21 protein-coding genes and 1 pseudogene are annotated in these 21,367 nt (G+C 35.7%); 4 read left to right on the forward strand and 18 right to left on the reverse strand.

What is annotated here, in order from left to right:
• Positions 1–57: 57 nt before the first annotated feature.
• The 7 genes from AC2YJL_RS12580 to AC2YJL_RS12610 all read right to left on the reverse strand — a co-directional run bounded on the left by AC2YJL_RS12580 (position 58) and on the right by AC2YJL_RS12610 (position 6,442).
• Entirely contained in the window at positions 58–777 is a 720-nt protein-coding gene (locus AC2YJL_RS12580; protein WP_251568108.1) for a pentapeptide repeat-containing protein, read from the reverse strand.
• 18 nt (positions 778–795) lie between these two features.
• Positions 796–1,125, reverse strand: coding sequence for a PadR family transcriptional regulator (locus AC2YJL_RS12585; protein ID WP_013057038.1), 330 nt, complete (start codon positions 1,123–1,125; stop codon positions 796–798).
• 157 nt (positions 1,126–1,282) lie between these two features.
• Complete coding sequence (locus AC2YJL_RS12590; protein ID WP_251568106.1) at positions 1,283–1,861, reverse strand: GNAT family N-acetyltransferase; 579 nt, start codon at positions 1,859–1,861, stop codon at positions 1,283–1,285.
• A gap of 181 nt (positions 1,862–2,042) precedes the next feature.
• A complete protein-coding gene (locus tag AC2YJL_RS12595; protein WP_013083145.1) occupies positions 2,043–2,516 on the reverse strand; it encodes a hypothetical protein in 474 nt (157 codons plus the stop codon).
• Between the two features lie 233 nt (positions 2,517–2,749).
• Entirely contained in the window at positions 2,750–4,210 is a 1,461-nt protein-coding gene (locus tag AC2YJL_RS12600) for an aminoacyl-histidine dipeptidase (protein ID WP_230932613.1), read from the reverse strand.
• A 155-nt stretch (positions 4,211–4,365) separates the two neighbouring features.
• Positions 4,366–5,142: a 3-hydroxybutyrate dehydrogenase gene (locus AC2YJL_RS12605; RefSeq protein ID WP_230932612.1), complete on the reverse strand. Its 777-nt coding sequence runs from the start codon at positions 5,140–5,142 to the stop codon at positions 4,366–4,368.
• A 19-nt stretch (positions 5,143–5,161) separates the two neighbouring features.
• Positions 5,162–6,442: a GntP family permease gene (locus AC2YJL_RS12610; RefSeq protein ID WP_025751936.1), complete on the reverse strand. Its 1,281-nt coding sequence runs from the start codon at positions 6,440–6,442 to the stop codon at positions 5,162–5,164.
• A 336-nt stretch (positions 6,443–6,778) separates the two neighbouring features.
• On the opposite strand from AC2YJL_RS12610, the gene AC2YJL_RS12615 reads away from it, so the two are divergent.
• Positions 6,779–7,378, forward strand: a complete 600-nt coding sequence (locus AC2YJL_RS12615) for a DedA family protein (protein ID WP_195693960.1) — start codon at positions 6,779–6,781, stop codon at positions 7,376–7,378.
• Positions 7,379–7,413: 35 nt separating this feature from the next.
• Here the strand turns inward: AC2YJL_RS12615 and AC2YJL_RS12620 are convergent, their stop codons facing one another.
• The 3 genes from AC2YJL_RS12620 to AC2YJL_RS12630 all read right to left on the reverse strand — a co-directional run bounded on the left by AC2YJL_RS12620 (position 7,414) and on the right by AC2YJL_RS12630 (position 11,230).
• Complete coding sequence (locus AC2YJL_RS12620; protein ID WP_487374774.1) at positions 7,414–8,721, reverse strand: CitMHS family transporter; 1,308 nt, start codon at positions 8,719–8,721, stop codon at positions 7,414–7,416.
• Positions 8,722–8,918: 197 nt separating this feature from the next.
• Complete coding sequence (locus AC2YJL_RS12625) at positions 8,919–9,626, reverse strand: response regulator (RefSeq protein ID WP_195693962.1); 708 nt, start codon at positions 9,624–9,626, stop codon at positions 8,919–8,921.
• Complete coding sequence (locus tag AC2YJL_RS12630; RefSeq protein WP_050688843.1) at positions 9,623–11,230, reverse strand: ATP-binding protein; 1,608 nt, start codon at positions 11,228–11,230, stop codon at positions 9,623–9,625. Before AC2YJL_RS12630 ends, AC2YJL_RS12625 begins: the two co-directional genes overlap by 4 nt.
• 205 nt (positions 11,231–11,435) lie before the next feature.
• Between AC2YJL_RS12630 and AC2YJL_RS12635 the strand changes: the two genes are divergently transcribed.
• The 3 genes from AC2YJL_RS12635 (at position 11,436) to AC2YJL_RS12645 (ending at position 13,493) form a co-directional block, all read left to right on the forward strand.
• Positions 11,436–12,206: an SDR family NAD(P)-dependent oxidoreductase gene (locus AC2YJL_RS12635; protein WP_487374775.1), complete on the forward strand. Its 771-nt coding sequence runs from the start codon at positions 11,436–11,438 to the stop codon at positions 12,204–12,206.
• Between the two features lie 171 nt (positions 12,207–12,377).
• On the forward strand, positions 12,378–12,518 hold the full coding sequence (gene sspL, locus AC2YJL_RS12640) for a small, acid-soluble spore protein L (protein WP_013057030.1): 141 nt from the start codon (positions 12,378–12,380) through the stop codon (positions 12,516–12,518).
• Between the two features lie 303 nt (positions 12,519–12,821).
• Positions 12,822–13,493, forward strand: a complete 672-nt coding sequence (locus AC2YJL_RS12645) for an NAD(P)H-dependent oxidoreductase (RefSeq protein WP_013057029.1) — start codon at positions 12,822–12,824, stop codon at positions 13,491–13,493.
• Between the two features lie 29 nt (positions 13,494–13,522).
• Here the strand turns inward: AC2YJL_RS12645 and AC2YJL_RS12650 are convergent, their stop codons facing one another.
• The 8 genes and pseudogenes from AC2YJL_RS12650 to AC2YJL_RS12685 all read right to left on the reverse strand — a co-directional run bounded on the left by AC2YJL_RS12650 (position 13,523) and on the right by AC2YJL_RS12685 (position 21,290).
• Complete coding sequence (locus AC2YJL_RS12650; protein WP_195693969.1) at positions 13,523–13,810, reverse strand: 3-isopropylmalate dehydratase; 288 nt, start codon at positions 13,808–13,810, stop codon at positions 13,523–13,525.
• 119 nt (positions 13,811–13,929) lie between these two features.
• Positions 13,930–14,148 (reverse strand): spore germination protein, encoded by a 219-nt coding sequence (locus AC2YJL_RS12655; protein ID WP_230932610.1) that lies wholly within the window; start codon positions 14,146–14,148, stop codon positions 13,930–13,932.
• A 163-nt stretch (positions 14,149–14,311) separates the two neighbouring features.
• Complete coding sequence (fsa, locus tag AC2YJL_RS12660; RefSeq protein ID WP_013057026.1) at positions 14,312–14,980, reverse strand: fructose-6-phosphate aldolase; 669 nt, start codon at positions 14,978–14,980, stop codon at positions 14,312–14,314.
• Between the two features lie 276 nt (positions 14,981–15,256).
• On the reverse strand, positions 15,257–15,997 hold the full coding sequence (locus AC2YJL_RS12665) for a metallophosphoesterase family protein (RefSeq protein ID WP_230932609.1): 741 nt from the start codon (positions 15,995–15,997) through the stop codon (positions 15,257–15,259).
• A gap of 307 nt (positions 15,998–16,304) precedes the next feature.
• Positions 16,305–17,903 (reverse strand): annotated as a pseudogene (locus AC2YJL_RS12670) (M4 family metallopeptidase); the annotation flags it as partial.
• A 605-nt stretch (positions 17,904–18,508) separates the two neighbouring features.
• The gene (locus AC2YJL_RS12675; RefSeq protein ID WP_016764087.1) at positions 18,509–18,640 is read right to left on the reverse strand and encodes a YjcZ family sporulation protein; all 132 of its coding nucleotides are present in this window, start codon (positions 18,638–18,640) and stop codon (positions 18,509–18,511) included.
• 260 nt (positions 18,641–18,900) lie between these two features.
• Entirely contained in the window at positions 18,901–19,113 is a 213-nt protein-coding gene (locus AC2YJL_RS12680; protein WP_013083131.1) for a hypothetical protein, read from the reverse strand.
• A gap of 89 nt (positions 19,114–19,202) precedes the next feature.
• Complete coding sequence (locus tag AC2YJL_RS12685) at positions 19,203–21,290, reverse strand: PAS domain S-box protein (RefSeq protein WP_230932607.1); 2,088 nt, start codon at positions 21,288–21,290, stop codon at positions 19,203–19,205.
• Positions 21,291–21,367: the final 77 nt, after the last annotated feature.

A 21,367-nucleotide genomic window follows, 5' to 3' on the forward strand; every position in this document is an offset into this window, starting at 1 on the left:
TAAAAAGAATTGTTATATGTCCATAAAAAAAGACCTTCAGAGAGGTCTTTTTTATCTTTAAATAATCGTAACTTTACTAAGATCTATCTTGGCACTTTTTAAAAAGTTATATGTCAATTTATCCATTTTTGCACCTTCAAAATCGGATTTTTTTAAATCTGATCCTCGAAACTGTACATTTAGCAAAGTGGCGTTGCGAAATGAGGCTTTTTTTAATGATGTTCCTTCAAAGATTGTTCCCTTAAATGTTTCCTCGTCAAATACAATGTCTGTTAAATTACATTGCTTAAAGTACGTGTTGTCATAGATACAGCCTTCAAAACTGGCCTGTTTAAAATTTGCCCATTTAAATTGTACGCCTGTCAAATTAACGTGATGAAATATTGCTTTTGTTAAATTGCTGCTTTTAAACATGCTGTCTGTAAGATCTGCATAGCTAAAATCAGACTCATTCAAATTACTGGCATTAAATTTCCCTTTATACACCGATACAGAACGAAAATCAGATTTTGTAAGCTCGGACTTTGAAAAATCCATAGGGACGGTTTGCTTTAATTCCTTGGTTTCTACATTCATTGATTGAATCAGTTCTGTGATATCACCGATAGAATTGATTGTCATATAATAAGCCTGTTCTTCACTATGCCCGTCTTTTTTGTAATCTGTAAATTTTTCCTGCAAGTTCTGTGATAGTTCTTCTTCTAGATCTTGAACATTTTCTACATCCTGATAAGGAGACAAAATGTTATGCACATGATTTTTTATTTTTTCGTTCATTTATAACATCATCCTTTCTTACAACAATAAATCAATAATTTTTTTCGCTTGCTCCCAATTTTCTTTGTTTTGTTTATATACGCTTTTTCCTTGTTCTGTAATTTTATAATACTTTCTGCGGCCGCCTTGTACAGCATCTCCCCAGTAAGAAAGAATATGGCCGTCTTTTTCCAGGCGCTTCAAGCTTGAATACATTGTGGCTTCTTTTAATTCATACTGCTCTTTAGAGTAGGTATAAATAAGCTTACTGATTTCATAACCATACTTATCACCGCTGAGAAGTAATTTCAAAATCATTGTATCTGTATGTCCCCGAAGTAAATCTGAAGACATTTTTGCATATACCAAAGTATCACCTCTTTATGTATAATTTAAATCATATTACTATGACAGTCAAGGTATTGTATTCAATAAAATACACTAATATATAATTACATATATGTAAACAGCTTAACCAATAGAAAATAGCCGGTAGAAACGTACCGGCTATTTTCTAGGAGACACCTTATTCTTCGTTATAACTGAGCTTAAATACTATGGGCGTACTTTCTGCTGATATTTTCCAAACCATGTGATGATACCCCTTGCTCCAGTAATCTTTCACTAAATAATCAGGGATTCCAAATATGTTTTTCCATACTTCCTGAGCACTTTTGTATCCGCTGTCCAAACAAATTTTTTTAATTTCTCTGCTTTGAAGCGTAAGCAGCATAGTATGTAAAAGCAGTGTGCCTACACCTTTTCTTTGGTACTTTGGATGAACAAAAACTGTGCCGATTTCAATCCATCCTTGCAGCTCTCCTTTTGTACACGATGTAATTAATTCACTAGCAGGACCATATTCAATACAGCCAATAATCTTATTGGTGCACGTATCTATTCCGAGCCAAAAGAATCGATGTTTTCCACCGCTATCAAGGTCACTTTTTAAATATTGTTCTTTACTTTCAATTTCTATTTTTATATCGTTCACCATGTCTGATAGCCCCTCTTTATGAAAGGTATCTGTGATTACTTCCTTAAAAAGCTCATGAAGTTCTGCGCGGTCTTCTATTTTTGGTCTTCTTATTTCAATATGATGCAATGTTTATTCCTCCTTGTTATTTCACGGCAGAATATGAAGCTTTACCATTATTATTTATTATTTATCAATCTATGTTGATACTCCTTTTCTCTTTCTACTGTTTTTCCAATAAAAAAGCACGAGAAACTTTGAGTTCTCGTACTTTTTAATAATATGGATTCTGCTTTTCTATTGGGAACGGTTAATACTGATTCACAAAGCTCTGGATTTTACATACGAATTCAGAAAGATTCTCCTTTATCTCTTTGTCCTCTGTTTTCTCTACTTGCTCCTGTATGGCATCAATCATTAAACGTGCTCTTTTAGGATCTATAGAGGCCGGTTGGCTGCTGTTGTTTGATAGACTTTTCAAAATTTGATTAGTCATTTTGTTTTTATCGTGAATATAAAATAATATTTGAGGAACTTGATTAATTAACAAATTTACGTATCTGCGAAACTCCTCTATCTCATATAATTCTCTTGAATTACCTTTAAAGCCATCAACGGAAAGCATAAGACTCTGGTAGCCTTTATCACTGCGTTGATTAAGTGCTTTAATCACTTTCAAAAACCGATCGAACTTTAGATAGCGTATTTCGTCTTTCCTTAATTCTAAAAATTCAATTTCTCCTTTTTCCAAAAAGGGATCTTTGATAAGACTATTATCATTCATATACATTCTCTCCCTACTAATTTATTAGTTGCAGAGCTTGTTTTGAATTCATTTGTCTATCGTTTTAGTAATTGTTTACCTCTTTCAGGCTCGTTTTAAAACCTTTATTTGTAAAACGCTTACATAAATGTTCTCAATTGCCTGACGTGTTGACGGAATTCTGCTTATTATCGAATAAAAAAGAGCTCCTTTACAGAAGCTCTTTTTTAAAAATTATAGAGATGCTGATAACTTTATATCTTATTTGCTTCTTTTAATACCTCTAATAAGTATTCCCATGTCTTAATAGTAGACGGAATGCTCAGGTGTTCATCAGGTGTATGAACGTCGTACATATCGGGACCGAGCGAAATGGCGTCTAATCCAGAGATTTTTTCCAGGAAAATACCGCATTCAATTCCAGCGTGGATGGCGATGATCTCCGCCTCTTCCCCATACTTTTCTTTGTAAACCTTTTTACATAATTCACGAATTTTCGAATCTGCATTGTACGCCCATTCAGGGTAATTACCTTTTGTTTCAACTCTTCCTCCGACTACTTGAGCAAGTATATGCACTTGACTTACTATTTTTTCTTTTAAGCTTTTTACTGAGCTGCGGATTTCATTTTGAAAAACAATCTCAGACTCTGTCGTCGTAATCACACCTAAGTTGGTAGAAGATTCTACTAATCCTTCGATATTCATACTCATGCTTTGAACGCCGTTTGGTGTTAGCATAATAGCTTGTACAATTCGTTCTGTCGTTTCTTTTGTAAAACATTTCTCAACGGAAGAAGATTTGTTTATTTTTACATATACGTTCGGATCAGCCGCTTGTAATTCATTTTTTACTATTTCGTTCCATTCACGAATCTTATTTTCTAGCTTCCCTACCTCAGAAGGCTCAACTGATAGAATTGCTTCTGATTCACGGGGAATCGCATTTGATTTTAATCCTCCGCTAATGCTGCTTAAAGAATAGGGAAGTTCATGTTGTAAATCATATAAAACTCTCCCTAGCAGTTTATTCGCATTTCCTCTTTCTTTATCAATTTCCATTCCAGAATGTCCGCCGCGCAGTCCACCGATGCTTAAGCTATATGTTTCTGAGTTATCGGAAGACGATTCCCAGTCTACGGGAATAAGAAGCACGCTTTTTACCCCGCCTGCGCTGCTGACAAGCAGCTTTCCGTCTTCTTCCGTATCAAGGTTAATAAAAATTTTCCCTTCAAAATGAGCTGGATTTACAGCGATGGCTCCACCCATCGTTGTTTCTTCCTCAGTAGTAATGACTACTTCAAGAGAGGGGTGAGCTATATCATGAGCATCTAGTAAAGCCAGTGCATATGCAACGGCAATCCCGTTGTCAGCTCCTAGCGTAGTACCATTTGCATAAAGCATATCTTCCACAATTCGCAGTTGAAGCGGATCTTTTTCAAAATCATGCACAGTCCCTTTATTTAACTCGCATACCATGTCCATATGTCCTTGCAAAATGATGGCTGGAGCATGTTCATATCCTTTAGCTGCCGGCTTTTTAATAATTACATTTAAAGCCTCGTCTTGTATAACTTCAAGGCTTCTTTCTTTTGCAAAAGAAACTAAATAGTCACTAATTTTCTTTTCATTTCCAGATTCTCTAGGAATAGCTGAAATTTCGTTAAAAAAATAAAAAACCGGATGTTTAATTAATTCATTTACTGTTTGCACCATATGTATCATCCTTTCTGAACTGTAGGCTTTTTTATCATACTATTTATGCCTAGTTATATTTTAACGTTGATTAGCTCGATAGAATAGATATAACATAAAAAAGCATAAAGGAGCTCATTAGACTCCTTTATGCTTTTAATGACTTATTCTATTTTTTATTGAGCTGTATATCCGCCGTCCATTACTACCGCTTGACCAGTTACACCTTTTGCTTTATCACTCGCTAAGAAAATAGCGTAGTCAGCAATTTCGCTCACGTCTAGTAATCTTTTTTGAGGGACTAAAGGATAAATAACTTCTTCAAGCACTCTCTCTAATGGTACATTTCTTGTTTTAGCTAAACCATCTAACTGACCTCTCACTAGTGGTGTATCCACATAGCCAGGACAAAGTGCATTCACCGTAATACCGTGTGCTGCGCCTTCAAGAGCAGCTACTTTTGTTAGCCCTATTACACCGTGTTTAGCACTGTTATAAGCTGCTTTGCCCGCAAAACCGATTAAACCGTTGATAGAAGAAACGTTAATAATACGTCCGAACCCTTGCTTTTTCATAATCGGAAACGCGTGCTTAATCGCCATAAATGGAGCTGTTAGCATAATTTTAATCATTAACTCATATTTTTCAGTTGGAAACTCTTCGATTGGAGAAACATGCTGCAAGCCAGCGTTATTAATGAACGTATGAACCGCTCCAAAATGTGCGTTTGCTGTTTCAATTAAATGTTTGATTTCTTCTTCTTTTGTTACATCGGCTTTGACACCAAGCGCTTCAAATCCAGCTTCACGAAGATTTTGTGCTGCAGCTTCTACAGCAGCTTGATCAATGTCGGATAACACAATTTTTCCGCCGTTTTCTGCGAATCGTTTACCTATTTCAAACCCAATTCCTCTTGCTGCTCCTGTGATTACAATTACTTGATTTTCAACCATGTGTATTCTCCTCCTGTTTTTAAATAATACCGGCTGCCGCTAATGCGACTCCTGCAAATAAAGCGATTGTCGGGATGATAAATGCAACAACAAATACGTCTTTATACGTTTCTTTATGCCGAAGACCAGTTACCGCTAATAGCGTTAACAACGCACCGTTATGCGGTAAAATAGATGCACCTGACGCAACACTTGCAATACGGTGAAGAGCATCGGCACTTAAATTCGTTGTTTGAGACAAGTGATACCACGTATCTCCTAATGCTTGAAGCGCAATACCCATACCGCCGGATGCTGAGCCCGTGATCATCGCTAGCACTTGAACGCTTAACGCTTCTGAAACGAGCGGATTACTCGAAATGTTTAGCAACACATGCGTGACATCTTTAAACTCTGGAACTGCTGTAATAACCGAGCCAAAACCTACTGCTGCACTCGTGTTAATAACAGCCATCACGGATCCTTTTGCTCCTTCATTTATAGAAGAAATAAACGTCTTGTAGTGTTTAAAATTAATAAGTAAAATAGAAAAAATACCAATTAATAACGAAACGATAGGCTCCCATTTTAAAACGTTTAATGTCACGACAACGACAATCAGCGGTAAAATAGCTAATATTACATTCATCGAGTCCTGTTCTTCACTCGCTGCGACTGATGATTCATTAGGCTCGGTAAACCCTTGATTTTTAGCTTTTAATTTTTTATCGCGATAAGCTAACCATAAATATCCTCCCACCGCCATAATAAGACCTGAGACAATTCCAATAATCGAACCGGACATTGCATTGGTTTTAAATGTAGCAGTCGGAATCAGATTTTGAATTTGAGGCGTACCTGGAATCGCTGTCATTGTAAACGTAAATGCTCCGAGTGCAATTGTTGCTGGCAGTAAATTTCGCGATACGTTGGCTTCTCGAAATAGCGCGATTGCTAAAGGATAAATCGCAAAGACAACAACGAATAGACTCACTCCGCCGTATGTCAAAATGGCTGAAGCAATCAGCACTCCTAAAATGGCTCTTTTACTTCCAAACAATTTAGCAATACGCTGCGCCAACGACTTAGCTGCGCCTGTATCTTCCATTAGCTTTCCGAAGACGGCTCCTAATAAAAAGATGGGGAACCATTTTGCAGCGAAATCTACAAACCCTCCCATATACACATCTGTATAAGTAGGCAGCACTTTTAAACCACTAAAGTAAGCAACGAATGTAGCTACAACAGGTGCCACCCAGATAATAGACCATCCTAGATAAGCAAAAAACATCAATAATAACAATCCTACAATAATAACCACACGGTAACCTCCTTTCCTTTTAAAATCTATACATAATGGATTATTTCACAACACAACAAGTTTACACCTGTTGTTTTTATAAGTAAAATGAATAAAAGGAATCAAAACTATGAATAAAAGTCGTAGTTTATTTTAAAATTCACCCTCCATTATTTTTTTTATATAATTTCACTCTGAGTAGAAGCTATAAAATACCCTTCCTTCCTTTTTCCTTGTACAAGCTAATTTTTTTCTGTCACATCCCGCTTTCTTCCTTTATTTTCTTTTCTTTTATAAGTTTTTCCGAACATATAGATGGGTATTTGAATGTTATGACACAGAAAAAGAGGCGATCTTATGCTACACTTCATAACAGACTTACTGAAACAATTTGGAATTTGGGGACTTTTAAGCGGACTGGCCCTTGAGGCTTCCTCCCTGCCGTTTCCTGGTTCTCTTCTCACCCTTACCTACGGATACTTATTAAACATGCATATAGTGCAATTACTATTAATCGCTCTTGCAGGAAGCGCCGTTTATACAGCTTTTAGTTTTATACCGTATGGGATAGGCTATAAATTAGAGGATAAGGTAAAGAAAAAATTATCAAAAAAGAAAAAAGCATTTGAGAAATCACAAAAATGGTTTAAAAAATGCGGATTATGGAGTATTGCGATTGCTCGTCCTTTAGGGCTCGGCAACTACATTTCCTACCTTTCAGGGCTATCTAAAGTGAAACCTATGCCGTTTGCTCTGCTCACATTTCTTGGTATCTTTCCTTTGAATATTGCCATGCTTTGGTTAGGACAAATCGGAAACTTTAAGTCCATTCAATCTTTTATCTCAGATGCACAAACCTATATTTTAATTGCAGCGGTAGTGGCTGTATGCGGATTTTTAATTTATAAGTTCTATTTTAAAAAAAGCAGCTGCAGCGAACAGTCTAGTTCAACGTAAGAGTATAAAAAAAGACCCTTTGGGGTCTTTTTTTATCAAATAGAAATAACGCCTAAAATTAATGCAGCTATTGTCATCACTGCCGTAGTTCCTAGCGCCCACTTAATTAAAAAGCGTTGTAAATCACTAAATTCAATTCCTACCATTCCAATTAATAAGTGAGCTGCTGCTACCAAGGGACTTATCACGTGAACGGGTTGTCCTAAGATAGCAGCTCTTCCAATTTCAGCTGCGCTAATGCCATAACTTTCGGCAGCTTGAGCAATAATCGGCAATACGCCAAAATAAAAGGCATTATTAGACATAAAAAATGTAAATGGTGCACTTAAAAATGCTACTACAACTGGCAAAAAAGGACCCATTGCATCTGGGATTATTCCTACAAGTGTATTTGCCATAGCATCAATCATCTTTGTTCCAGACATAATTCCTGTAAAAATACCTGCTGCAATAACAATTGAAACGACGGCTACCGCATTATTTGCATGAGATGAAATTCGCTGCTGTTGATCTTTGATGTTTGGATAATTTATTAATAATGCAATAGCAAACGCTACCATGAACAAAAGCATCAGCGACATAAAGTCCATAATTAAGCAAACCATAAGACTAACGGTAAGGAGAAAATTAAACCATACTAATTTAGGACGTCGATAGTCTGAATGTTGCGCTGTTCCCTCTAATTCATGTGCGTGTGCAATTTCATTTGCAGAATGTTTAATATTGATAACTCCTAACCTTTTTCTTTCCCTTCTTCCAAAGACAACAGAAACAAACAGCACCCATAGAAGTCCAAAACCCATTACAGGTATCAAAGGCAAAAACAACTGAGACGAATCTAAATTCAATGAACTCATAGCCATAGCAGAAGCACCTCCCCACGGAGTCATATTCATAACTCCCATAGATAGCATCGCAACTCCTGCTAGGATAAGCGGATTTATTTCTAGGCGTTTATATAATGGAAGCAAAGAAGAGACCGTTATCATATAGGTAGTAGTTCCATCACCATCTAAAGCAACCATCATTGAAAGCACAGCAGTTCCGACCACGATTTTTAGAGGATCTCCTTTTACAACCTTTAAAATGAAGGAAACGAGAGGGTCAAACAATCCTGAATCAATCATTAATCCAAAATATAAAATAGCAAATAAAATCATAATAGCTGTAGGAGCAATATCTTTTACACCCTCTAGCATCATAGGTCCCATTCCGCTAGCAAACCCACCTACTAAACCAAATATAATTGGAATAATGATAAGAGCAACCATTGGGGTAAGTCGCTTTGACATAATTAAATACATGAATACTGCAACCATTAAAAATCCTAATAAAGAAAGCACGGATATTTTTCCTCCTTTTTGATAACGTTTTCATTATTGCTTGCTACACGTTACTAAAAAGGTATCACTTGTTGAAGCAGGTTCATAGATAACCAACATAAGTTTAATATCTTTTATAAAAGTAATTTTTTTCATTTTTTTCATGCATCACTTCTACATAAAAACGAGATAGCGGTTTTTTACCCGCTATCTCGTTTTTATGTAAGATTAGTTACTCGATATTTCCGTTCAGGCCTCCCTACACTTCCATATACTATTTCCACCTGCATTTCCTTGCACGATACTAAATACTCTAAATACCTTCTCATTGTTGAATAACTGATACCCACTAATTGAGCAAACTCATCTACATTCAAGCTTTCCTGAACTTTGCAAACTTTATCTCTGACTAAACGAAGAGTATGTTTATCAATGCCTTTAGGAAATTCTGTTACTGCAGCCGCTGATTGATTGCGTCGATTATGATGTGTTCTAAATAAATGGTCTATTTTGTCTTGATTAACCATTTTATTTTCAGTTAATTCTATTCTCGTAGACTGATAATGTTTTAAAGTAGATAAAAATTTATCAATAATTACAGGTTTCACCAAATAACCAAATGCTCCGCCTCTTATTGCTTCTCCTACTGTTTCAACATCGTTGGCCGCCGTTATTAAAATAATGTCGATCCCTCGATAGTTCTTTCTAATTTCCCATAGCAGTTCCACTCCGTTGATATCCGGTAAAAAGACATCTAATAAAATTAATTGCGGCGTAAATATTGTTAGTAATTCTAAAGCCTGTTCTCCAGATCCTGCTGTCGCAACAATAGTGAAATGTTCTAATTTTTTAGTAAACTGCTCATAAATTTGTGCAGCTGTAGAATCATCTTCTATAATCATGACGTTAATTTGATTTTCAGTCATATCGATTCTTCCTTTTCGTTATTTAATAGCTTTGGGATAACTAATGTGAACCTTGCCCCTTGTAACATGCTTTTGCTTATGTATAGTTCGCCTTTAAGCAGCTCTACAGATCTTTTAACAATGGTCAATCCAATCCCGTGATTTTCACCTTTTTTCGTTGTATAACCATCTATAAAAATCATATTTTCTACTTCTTTTGATATCCCTTGTCCATCGTCTTCAACTTCAAAAATCAGGTCGTTTCCTACATCTGTAAAAGATACCAATACGTGACCTTTATGTTCTCGCACAGCCTCGAGCGCATTATCAATTAAATTCCCCAAGATGGAAACAACGTTTTTTGCATCTTCGATATCTAAAGTACTTGTTAAGTTACTATCTTGATCAATTTCTAAAGTGACGTCCAATTCTTTCGAGCGATTGATTTTCCCAAGTAAGCAGGCAGCAATCAAAGGATCCTTCACAGAAGACATTAAAAAAGAAATAATATCTTGGCGTTCCTTTACCTCTGATGAAATCATTTGCATGACATGCTCATATTTCTTTAACCTTAATAACCCGTAAATTACGTTCAGCTTATTTAAAAATTCGTGATTTTGAGCACGTAAATTATCAGAGAACATTTTAATTTTAGAAATCTCTTCAGTCAGTTCTTCAATTTGTGATAAAGTTCTTATGGTAAGAACGATACCTTGCACTTCTTTTTTTCTTACAATAGGAGATAAATCTAAAATATACTGCTGACCATCTAGTACAAGGGACTGGTTAGAATACACCCGCTGCTTTTCTATCGCTTGATCAATTAGCTGTCCTAGACGGGCGTTCTTTATCTCTCCTCCTATTTGAAGATGACCAAATAGCTCTCTAGCCCTTCTGTTCATTGACGTTACATATTTTTCAACATTTACAGTAACAGTAGCATCTCGAATAGATTCAAGGGTAGCCTCCTTTTCTTTAAAAAGAAAGGAAATCTCCTCCGGTTCTAGTCCAAATATTAGTCTTTTTACCCGCCTTGCAATGAAGAAAGCTCCAAATGCTCCAATAAGAAAAGGAATACAAGACAATTTAATAATTTTTATTCTATAGTCATTAATCTGTTTTTCTATATTGCTTACAAGAAACCCTACCGAAGAAACACCTATTACGTTTCCTTGGTTATCCCATATAGGGGTTTTGGCTTTAATTGCAAATCCTGAAATTCCTTTTCCTTTATAAATAATGGATTGATGCTTCTTTAAAGAAGCTTCATTGCTTGTTTTAGTATGTTTTCCAATATAGCTACTATTGGGATGAGAATAGCGTATTCCTTTATCATTAGCGATGGTAACGTAATCTGCCCCTGTGGTTTTTCTTATTTTTTCAGCAACAGGTTGGATGTCCTTAGGAGGATTTTTCTTCTTAAAAGCTTTTACAATAATTTTATCTTCAGAAGCTAATTTTGCTACTGTCATAGCTTGATTGCCTACATATTTTTCGACAATTTCATCTACCATTGCAGAAAATAAAATGCATACAAGGACGGTACTAACAAGAATAACTACCGTGATGAGTAATGTAATTTGGGCAAGTAAGCTAGGTCTTCTATTCACGTAAAGAGAACGCATACATTCCTCCTTTTAAGGAATTAATAATGAAATAAAATACCGCCTTTTGTTTTAAGTTTAGCATAAAAAAAGAAAGTTTAGCACCAAACTTCAAATGTTTATAATCAGACTTATAAAGGGAAAAATAAATCGAATAAACGCTTGACTTAAAGTATACTTTAACAATTATAATCAATTCGAAAACATCGAAAATGGAGGAATCAACATGAAATATACAGTAATCACTGGCGCAAGTTCAGGAATTGGATATGAAACAGCTTTAGCTTTCGCAGCACGCGGAACAAATCTTATATTGGCTGCACGTAGAGAGGACAAGCTAGAAGAGTTAAAAGAAAAGATTGAAGAACTGAATCAAGGTGTAAAGGTTATTGTCCAGTCGGTTGATTTATCCGTGGCAGAAAATGCGCATACGTTTTATGAGTCACTCAAAAAGTATGAATTAGAAACTTGGATTAACAATGCTGGATTCGGAAACTTTGCTTCTGTCGGTGAACAAAAATTAACTAAAATTGAAACAATGCTTCATTTAAATATCGAAGCCTTAACCATTCTTTCTTCTCTATTTGTAAGAGATTATGAAAACGTTGAAGGTACACAACTGATTAATGTCTCTTCTGGAGGCGGCTACACCATTGTTGCTGATGCAGTCACTTATTGCGCAACAAAATTCTACGTCAGTGCATTTACAGAAGGTCTTTCTCAAGAATTAAAAGGAAGAGGAGCAAAAATGCAGGCTAAAGTTCTAGCTCCGGCGGCTACTGAAACAGAATTTGCACAGCGTTCGATGGATATGAGTGATTTTGAATACGAAGGACGAGTACCTAAGTTTCATACGTCAAAAGAAATGGCTGCTTTTATGCTGGACCTTTATGATAGCAATAAAACGGTAGGACTTGTAGATGGAGTGACTTACGAATTTCACTTAAAAGATCCTATCTATCCATATGCAGACAGAGCAACAAGCTCAGATTCTTAAACAAAAAACACCCTTCCAAGGGTGTTTTTTTATGGCCGTTTAAATGAGTAATTATCTTGTTTATGTAATGAAGATGCTTAAAGATAATCTTTTCCTATTTATCTTTCCACGCTTTACTTCCTAATTTTTGTTTTGCTTTTTGTACATACTAACCGAACGGAGGTGACGAAAATGGGTACAAAAAAATCTGCTAACCGTGGTCAAGTGGCTCCTGGAGTTAACCCTCAAGGACACGGAAAAGATGTTGAATTTTCAACAGAACCAAAAAGTGAACTTGAAAACAAAGCGAAAAAATCAAATACAAAAATTTAATTAAAAAGGAGAAGATCACTCTTCTCCTCTCTTCCTTCTCTTAATTCCTTTTTCGAAAACGAAACTCCACAGATTGTTTACTCCTTTCTGCTTCTTATAAAACTGCATTAATAGTATAAAAAAGTATACTATACAACAAAAATGTGCGTACTTGTTAGGATGATTTATATGATTTATGATAAATTTGCAAACGGGCTTTATGACAAATTGTATGTTAACTAACTGTTAGTTGTAAGCTATACAGGGTATAGGATACTCTAAACAGTTCATCACTAAATATTTTTACAGAAAGGTTGTTTACACATGAACAATACAGATAAAAAGCAAGAAATTTTAGACGCATTTAACTTCCGTCATGCTACAAAAGAGTTTGATCCAACGAAGAAAATTTCCGATGAAGATTTCCAATTCATTTTAGAAACGGGACGCCTATCTCCAAGCTCAGTAGGTTATGAGCCGTGGAAGTTTTTAGTCGTTGAAAATAAAGATTTAAAAGAAAAATTAAAAGCTGTTTCTTGGGGAGCACAAGGCCAAATTCCTACAGCAAGTCATTTTGTTATTATTCTTTCTCGCACAGACGCAAGATATGACTCTGAATATGTATTAGATCTTCAAAAAAACGTCAAAGAAATGCCGGATGATGTATTAGAGACATTAATGCCTCGTTATAAAGATTTCCAAGAAAATGATTTTCACTTGTTCGAAAGCAAGCGAGCACTATTTGATTGGGCTAGCAAACAATCTTATATTGCACTAGCTAATATGATGACATCAGCTGCTCAAATTGGTATTGATTCTTGTCCGATTGAAGGGTTTAACTATGACCAAGTACATGAAATTCTAAAAGAAGAAGGATTACTAGAAGACGGTAAGTTTGATATTTCCGTTATGGTTGCGTTCGGCTACCGAATTCATGAGCCTAAGCGTGGAAAAACAAGAAGAAGTATGGATCAAGTTGTACAGTGGATAAAATAATAACAAAAAAAGAAGGGGTGACATTGCTGTCAGCCCTTCTTTTTTATATCTTTATATGCTGCTATAAAATCAGCAGGATCGGTGTGTATGGTATAAGCGAACATTCCTTGATTTGTATGTAAGTATAAAAAACCACTGTCTTTTGAAACGCATTTGTAAGAGATGTCAAATATGCTGTTAATGTGAAAGCAGTTATTCTCTGTTTGAATATTATCAGGATACAAGCACATGTCTTTTGAATGCTGAATCGTCACCTTTTGTGTTCGTTTTATTTTTCTTTCAACGTATGTATAAGGAATCATAGAAATAATGCTCATAGCACCGCTCAAACCCCTTCCTCATGAATGTTTTTCTTTTAAAAGCCAACACAACTTGTTAACAAAACTCTATCACTTACCAAAAAACAATTCCAGAAATACTCTTTCTGGAATTGTTTTCAAGATTGCTGCTCTTTATTTTCTTCGCCTTTGCAAAAGTCGACATTACTGTTTGTCATAGATGCAATAGCAGGAGAGCCGTTTCCAAACGAAAAACAAGCTCCTACCGATTTTGTATTTGTCGTGTGACTACTTTGTACAACACAGCCTACGCTTACGTTCGAATTGTCTTTTAACCCGTTAGTCACGATATTTTCAATGTTAATAATACAGCCCATTTTAACACCTCTTTCGTTTCTATTAACGTATGTCATCTCTGCATATATGTATAGGATGTTCGCCTATTAATGATAAGTTGTTTGCTACAAAATAGAAAAAAGAATCTCTGTATACCCTTTAAGCAGAGAAGACACTAAAATGATGTCTTCTCCTTAAGTGAATTTAACTTTTTACAGCTTTTTCCCAGTCTGATGCAAATTTTTCAATTCCTTGCTCTGTTAACGGGTGTTTTACCAATTGTTCAATTACGGCATACGGAATGGTAGCAATATGAGCCCCAGCAAGAGCTACTCGTGTGACGTGATCTGGATGTCTGACTGACGCTGCTATAATTTGTGAGTCAATGTGTTGAATTCGAAATAGCTCCGCAATTCGAGATACCAGATAAACACCGTCTTCTGAAATATCGTCTAAGCGTCCTAAAAATGGCGATACGTACGTGGCACCGGCACGAGCTGCTAGAAGCGCTTGATTCACTGTAAAAATTAACGTTACGTTTGTTTTTACGCCTTTTTTAGCTAGATAACGGGTTGCTTCCAATCCAGCAATGGTCATAGGAAGTTTAATCGTTATATTTTTGTCTCCTCCATTAATTTTTATCAGTTCTTCTGCTTGAGCAATCATGTCATCTGCTGTTACTGTGTCGGGCGTGACTTCTGCTGAAACGGATTCTACTTCCGGGACGGTTTTTAAAATTTCTTCGATGCGATCTTCAAACTTTACGCCTTCTTTCGCTACTAGCGAAGGGTTTGTGGTAACACCTGATAATACCCCAATTTTATATGCTTTTTTAATATCTTCCAGGTTAGCTGTATCAATAAAAAATTTCATCATGTATTCCTCCACTCGTTATGGTAAAAACAGCTTTTCAGGGACGTTTTTGCATGACTTTATGTTCAAATAGAATTGCCCTCTTCATATTGTCTTCATAAAATAAAATTTATTTCCTTTTAAATGCTGTATGTTTTTCTCCAAGTTTTCCCTTCCTTAAATTCACCGGAATAACTTTTATTTGCATGTATCATACTAATGGTGTTAAAAAACCCCTCATCTACTCCACTAAAAAACCTTCAGCATTTATGCTGAAGGTTGAGATACATTCTATTCTTAATTTTTTAGTCCTCTATAGCGAGCTGTTTTTAATTCTTGAACGTAGGGTTCAAAGTCCGGCATCTCTAAACCTCTCGCCAATTCGATAGCCTTTTCAATATCGTATGGAATACGTACAAATTGAATAGAAAATGCTGAAGGACTTTCGTCTTGATCCTTTCCTTCTAAAATAAGATAGGAAGCTTGTGGTAAATCAAGCGGGTTTCCTACACTTCCTACATTACATAGCGTTTTCCCTTTAATATGTTGAATAAATGCATTATGTACATCTCCGTAACAGATAACATCCGGCTCTCTTGATCCTTTTATATTTTCCGTATATTCCGTATTAGCAAATAGACTAAGGCGCTTTTCAAGTGAATCCCAGGGTTGAATTCTGTCATAAGGACTTCTAGGTGAAGCGTGAAACATTCTAATTAATTTTCCGCTCATCATAAACTCAACAGAAAAAGGAAGTTCCTTTAAGTATGCTTCTTGGGCTGAACTTAACTGCTTCTGATGCCATTTCAACGCTTCAAATTCCGCAGGCTTTGTAATGAAGTCATCCCAGTTTCCCATTACCGTTACTTCGCACTTTTCTTTTATGATATCAATCGCTTTACTTGAATCCGGTCCTTTTCCTACTAAATCACCTAGACAAATGATGCGATGGATATCTCGCTGTTGTATGTCAGCTAAAACTGCTTCTAATGCAGGAAGATTTCCGTGGATATCTGAAATAACAGCAATTTTATCCATTGATTCCTCCACTCCTTTTTCATATGTATGTATTTAATTCTTTTCTTTATTATAACATTTTATAATAAGACCGTTTACTAAAACGGGTCAGCTTCATTTAACAAATAACGGTATAATTCGAATGGGTATAAAAGGGAGGAATAAGACGTGGATTTTTATAGATCAAGAAGAAATCTGTTTTCCTTATTTATTAACATAAAATAAAGGAGTACTGTAATATATTTATACGAGTACTCCTTTATTGGTAGTAAGGTAGTATAGAGAGTCGTAAGATACCTCATTTATCTTGCGACTTTTGGTTTATAACTTACTGAACACCAACTGCGTCAAATGACTTGCCTACTGAAATTACTTCTTGAGAGCCTGAACCGTATAGATCAGCAGCAGCTTGTACTAAACCTGCACGCGCTTGGCTAAATGTTGTAGACTGAGTGAAGTATAGCGTATTAGCACGGTAATAAATTTTCCCTAGCTTATCGCCGCCGATGCCTGTTACAGTAACCCCGTAATGCGTTCCTCCGTTAGCTAGTAAGTAGGCAGCTTTGTTGATAATACCGCTGTTTGTATGAACTCCGCCGTTGTCACTAGAACCTGTATAGCGCTTTGAATAATGATCCGGATCTCCATATTTTGCTGGGTTGCTCATTGAACGAAGGGCATCACCGCTTGTTCCAGGCGTGTAAATATCTTCTCCAATTTCCCAATCTGGATTTCGGTTGTCATAGTATTCTACCAATGTTCCGAAAATATCGGAAATCGCTTCGTTTAATGCACCTGATTCATATTGATAGATTAAATTAGAACTTCTTTCTGTGACCGCATGCGTCAATTCATGTCCGATAACATCTAACCCTCCTGATAGCGGAACAAAAGTAGTTCCATCTCCATCTCCATATACCATTTGAGAGCCATTCCAAAACGCATTGTTGTAGCCGCTGCTATAATGAACAGTCGATTTTAGCGGAGCTCCTGCATTGTCATAGGAGTTGCGGTTAAATTTGTTTTTATAATAATCATACGTCACACCTGCATAATAGTGAGCATCTACTGCAGCTGCATCGCGGGTTGCATTGTACGTATTATCGGTGTCTGCCCATAGCGCACCTGGAAGAGATGTACGATTTTTTGCATCGTACGTATAGATTGTCGCCCCTCTTGTATTATCTTGTAAGTAGTAAGTAGAACTAGATAACGTTGTCTTTAACGATTTAGTATCTCCAAGCACTCCTTTACCTGAGCCAATAGCATTTGTGCCTGTTACAGGTTTCGCTGCCGGCTTCGCCGCTTGCTTCACATCGGCTTTTGGGCCAGCTACGGAGTCAATTGTATTGTACTTATCTAGCACTTTACCGCTAATAGCATCAACAAAGTAATAATAGTTGCCTGGTTCAGGATTTAAGAAATTTAAATTTACTACATAAGCATACGTTGTGTCTGAACCGTTTTGATAAACATACAGTTCAGATGAAGGGGATTTTTCATACGTCGGTTTAAAGCCTAAGTCTTTTTCAGCTGCTTGAATCGCCTTTTTGCTGTCAACTTGCTTCTGGCCTTTTAGCTTTTCCTTTTTATCTAAATCAGGAGCTACTGTACCTGATACAACTTTTAAGGTTCCATCTTTCGCTACGTGTGCTAATTGAGTAGATCCCCAAACAGGAATATTATTATATACCTGCTGCAAGCGTACAACGGTTGCTTGTTCAACGGGATCTTTCACTACTTCTGTCACTTTAAATGAGTTTTGAGCATTTTCGTTTCCTAATTTATATTTGTCTTTATTTGTATTCATATAATGAAATACGACGTCTTGAGCTTTCTGTGATGATGGGGCTGAAAGCTTTCCAGAAATAAACTCAGGAGATTTAATTTCTTTGTTATACTTTTCGGTTGAAAGTACATTATTTGGCGCGGCACTGCTCGTATGTGCAAAAACAAATGATGAAGAAAGGATACCAACTGATAATAATACTTTTAAAGCCTGTTTTTTCTTTTTCATAGTTTTTTCTCCCTATCCTTAGTAAATTTAATTACCGCAATTTTTCTGTTAATTGTGATAATTAGCAACATTATAGCAACTAAAAATTACTACGTCTATATATTATTTTAATATTCCTATTATTATGAAAATTAAGAATATATCTTTTGCAATAAGTCTTTTTTACCTATTTAAACTATATGAAAATCATTTATGTTGATTTTCAGACAAGTAAAATAATTCTTTTAGTCATCGGATAAAAACTAGCGGTCTATGGAGTGTTATTCAGTCTTATTATCAGTGTTGCGAAGCATTTTACAAAAATTACTTATAAGGAAAATTATAAATTTCAGACCTTTTTTGTGGCTTAAATTTACTCTTCCTCTTCAATTTTTTATTTTTTTAATCTATTAATTAAATTTTTTGTATGTTTTTTATGTACATGCACAACATTATTTTATTATAGTACTGTTCTTCTTATGAACATAAAAAAGCACGAATCTACTAAAACCTTTGTAAATCCGTGCTTTTTCTGTTTATTTCAAGCATGTACAACCAACGATAACTAATAAAACAAATAGTACAACGATTAATGCAAAACCGCCACCGTAACTACCGTAGCCGCCGTAGCCATAACCACCGCCGTAACCCCAGTTGTAAAATCCCATTTCACTTCACCTCCGTAGCCTGTTTACTCTATAGCATATGTACAGGCTAGAAAAAATGCTCGCCCATTTATCGCCCTTTTATGACGATAAAAAAGAGATTGAGACATAACAAAATCACTCCAATCAACCGCTAGAAGCAACCGACTAGATTAAATCCATGTTCACCATAACAATAAAAAAATCCGAACGATGAATCGTTCGGATCTTCCTTCAACTAAAATACTTTTGTCACAGCCTCTTTTAAGATAACAAATATTAACTTATTTACTTTTAGAAGCTTGTTCTTTAAAGCGAAGTATGTAATACGGAACAATACAAATAACCGCCAAAACAAGAGCCGTTAAACTGACTATGCGGGGATTATTAAGCCCAAAAGAATAGTCTCCAAAAGATGCTCCAATCGCAATAATAGCAAAAATAATATACAGAATACGAAATATGTTAATCCACTTTTTCTGTTTAATCGTAACCACTCCTTTGCTTATTTTTCTTCAACATAGAATATTATAACTTTACTAAACAACTTGTTGCAAAATTTCTTCTTCCTTTAACTGATGACCTTTTATTCTAACGGTAAACAAATTTCCACACTCGTCCCTTTGTTTACTTCACTTTCAATACTAAGAGTTCCTTTATGCTGTTGGATAATATTAAAGCAGATCATTAACCCTAACCCGATTCCGTCTTCTTTAATACTGTAAAATGGTTCACCTAAATGTTTGATGCGTTCTTTTGAAATTCCTACACCTTCATCAATAATTTGAATATGAATATGATTGTCGTTCTTTTTTCTCAGCTCAACTTTAATTTCCCCTCCGGAAGGCATTGCTTCAATCGCATTCTTAAGAACATTTATAAATACCTGTTTCATTTGATTGCTTTCACAATATACAAAAGGCATTTCTCCATATGAGTTAAGTTCAATAAAAATGTTTTTCATGGTTGCTTGAGGCTGCAGCAATAAAATCACTTGTTGAATTAACAGCTGCAAATCAATCGACTGAAATGTTACGGCCTGTGGTTTTGCCACAGACATGAATTCATCTGTAATCATTTCAATACGCTCAATTTCAGAGGATATAATGTTCAAATAGGTTAACTCTTCCTTACTCGCTTTTTCAGTTAATAGCTGCATAAACCCTTTAATGGCCGTTAAAGGATTTCTAATTTCATGAGCAATAGCTGTAGCAAGCTGCCCGACCGCTGCTAATTTCTCAGATTTCTGCAGCAGCTCTTCTGTTTTTAAGTACTCTGTTCTGTCTCTTGAAACAATAAGAAGTACTTTTTTGTTTTCTATATTGAACAACTTTCCACTATATTCTAGTTTTTTTATTTCGCCAGACTTAAATGTAAATTGTGATTGCAGCGTAAAAGAAAGATTTCCGCTGCGAATTTCTTCGACTGTTTTTTGAACAATGTCAGAATCCCTAGGTATAATATGGTGGCAAGGCATGGATAAAAGCTCTTCTCTCGTATACCCAAAGCGCTTACATCCAGCTTCATTTACTTCAACAAAACGAGAAGGAAAATGATTCGAACCTATTTCAAGTAAATAAATTGCGTCGTTTGCATATTCAAATAACGTGCGGTACTTTAACTCACTTTCCTTAAGCTTACGATGTAACAAGTCAAGCTCTTGTTTAGCTTTTTTAGCTTCAGATATATCCACACACACTCCAGACAAACCTACCAACTCATCTTTGCCATTAAAAATCGGCGAAATAGTGATGCGAAGGTCTACTAAACTTCCATCTTTACGAGCTCTTACTACTTCTACTCGATTGATTGCCTCTTTTTCAGCAACAGTCTTTTTTATATTCTCATGCACATCCTCACTAAAAGCTCCTGCTATATCGTAATATTTTCTCCCAATGACTTCATGGGATTTCCAGCCATACACTTTTTCATAAGCTTCATTAACTCGCAAGATTCGCCCTTCTAAATCAGTTATAATAACCGCATCCATGTGATGATTAATAAAAGATTCCAGCTGTTCTTTCGTATATTCTAGTTCTTTTTTCATTATCCTGACAAAAAAAGAATCTTCTTCTTCCTTACATGAATCTGATCCAGCATAAGCAGCTTCTTCTGCTACAGCGTAAAATTTACGATAAAACTCTATCGTCGCCACGGCTACTCCCAGTCCGATAATTCCGAACACTAAATATTCTATTTCGCTATAAAACGGCGACTGAATAGGTGTATTCCAGAAGTAATTTGTCAGTAAGACATGAACGATAAAATGAATAAAGAAACAAAGAAGAGATTGTTTTAATAAAGAAAACTGCTTTCTATATCGAATAAGAGGAAGGGAAAACAAAAAGGTAAAGATTAAAATTAAGATAGTCAGTAACCAATGACTTTCTAAATAGATACTGCACGCAGCCATAGTGATACCTGCAACTGCACCGGCTCTGTAACCAAAGTATAGAACGGTTAAAATAAGAGGAAGAAAACGTAAATCATATGTAATCTGTTGATACGTAACGCTATATACCATAAGAATAGCAGAAACAATACTTGCATAAATACCACTCATCCATTTGTATTTATGGGCTAGACGCTGTAACAAAAATATTCGTATCGCAATCATAATACTGACAAAAAACGAAAAAATACATAAGTTAACAAATAGTCCGCTACTAACCACTCCTTCTATTCCTCCTTTACTTGTAAATATGCGTGAAATAATTCCCTTATATAGAGAGTGTAACATGAATAAGCGCT

This window comes from Priestia sp. SRI_019 (assembly GCF_057586255.1).

What these genes read in the sequence shown, in the direction of transcription:
- AC2YJL_RS12645 (WP_013057029.1), top strand. Translation starts at nt 12,822, where the DNA reads ATGAACAATACAGATAAAAAGCAAGAAATTTTAGACGCATTTAACTTC.
- AC2YJL_RS12615 (WP_195693960.1), top strand. Translation starts at nt 6,779, where the DNA reads ATGCTACACTTCATAACAGACTTACTGAAACAATTTGGAATTTGGGGA.
- AC2YJL_RS12675 (WP_016764087.1), bottom strand. Translation starts at nt 18,640, where the DNA reads ATGGGATTTTACAACTGGGGTTACGGCGGTGGTTATGGCTACGGCGGC.
- AC2YJL_RS12655 (WP_230932610.1), bottom strand. Translation starts at nt 14,148, where the DNA reads ATGGGCTGTATTATTAACATTGAAAATATCGTGACTAACGGGTTAAAA.
- AC2YJL_RS12625 (WP_195693962.1), bottom strand. Translation starts at nt 9,626, where the DNA reads ATGACTGAAAATCAAATTAACGTCATGATTATAGAAGATGATTCTACA.
- AC2YJL_RS12580 (WP_251568108.1), bottom strand. Translation starts at nt 777, where the DNA reads ATGAACGAAAAAATAAAAAATCATGTGCATAACATTTTGTCTCCTTAT.
- AC2YJL_RS12630 (WP_050688843.1), bottom strand. Translation starts at nt 11,230, where the DNA reads ATGCGTTCTCTTTACGTGAATAGAAGACCTAGCTTACTTGCCCAAATT.
- AC2YJL_RS12605 (WP_230932612.1), bottom strand. Translation starts at nt 5,142, where the DNA reads ATGGTTGAAAATCAAGTAATTGTAATCACAGGAGCAGCAAGAGGAATT.
- AC2YJL_RS12635 (WP_487374775.1), top strand. Translation starts at nt 11,436, where the DNA reads ATGAAATATACAGTAATCACTGGCGCAAGTTCAGGAATTGGATATGAA.
- AC2YJL_RS12665 (WP_230932609.1), bottom strand. Translation starts at nt 15,997, where the DNA reads ATGGATAAAATTGCTGTTATTTCAGATATCCACGGAAATCTTCCTGCA.
- AC2YJL_RS12600 (WP_230932613.1), bottom strand. Translation starts at nt 4,210, where the DNA reads ATGGTGCAAACAGTAAATGAATTAATTAAACATCCGGTTTTTTATTTT.
- sspL (WP_013057030.1), top strand. Translation starts at nt 12,378, where the DNA reads ATGGGTACAAAAAAATCTGCTAACCGTGGTCAAGTGGCTCCTGGAGTT.
- AC2YJL_RS12595 (WP_013083145.1), bottom strand. Translation starts at nt 2,516, where the DNA reads ATGAATGATAATAGTCTTATCAAAGATCCCTTTTTGGAAAAAGGAGAA.
- fsa (WP_013057026.1), bottom strand. Translation starts at nt 14,980, where the DNA reads ATGAAATTTTTTATTGATACAGCTAACCTGGAAGATATTAAAAAAGCA.
- AC2YJL_RS12650 (WP_195693969.1), bottom strand. Translation starts at nt 13,810, where the DNA reads ATGAGCATTATTTCTATGATTCCTTATACATACGTTGAAAGAAAAATA.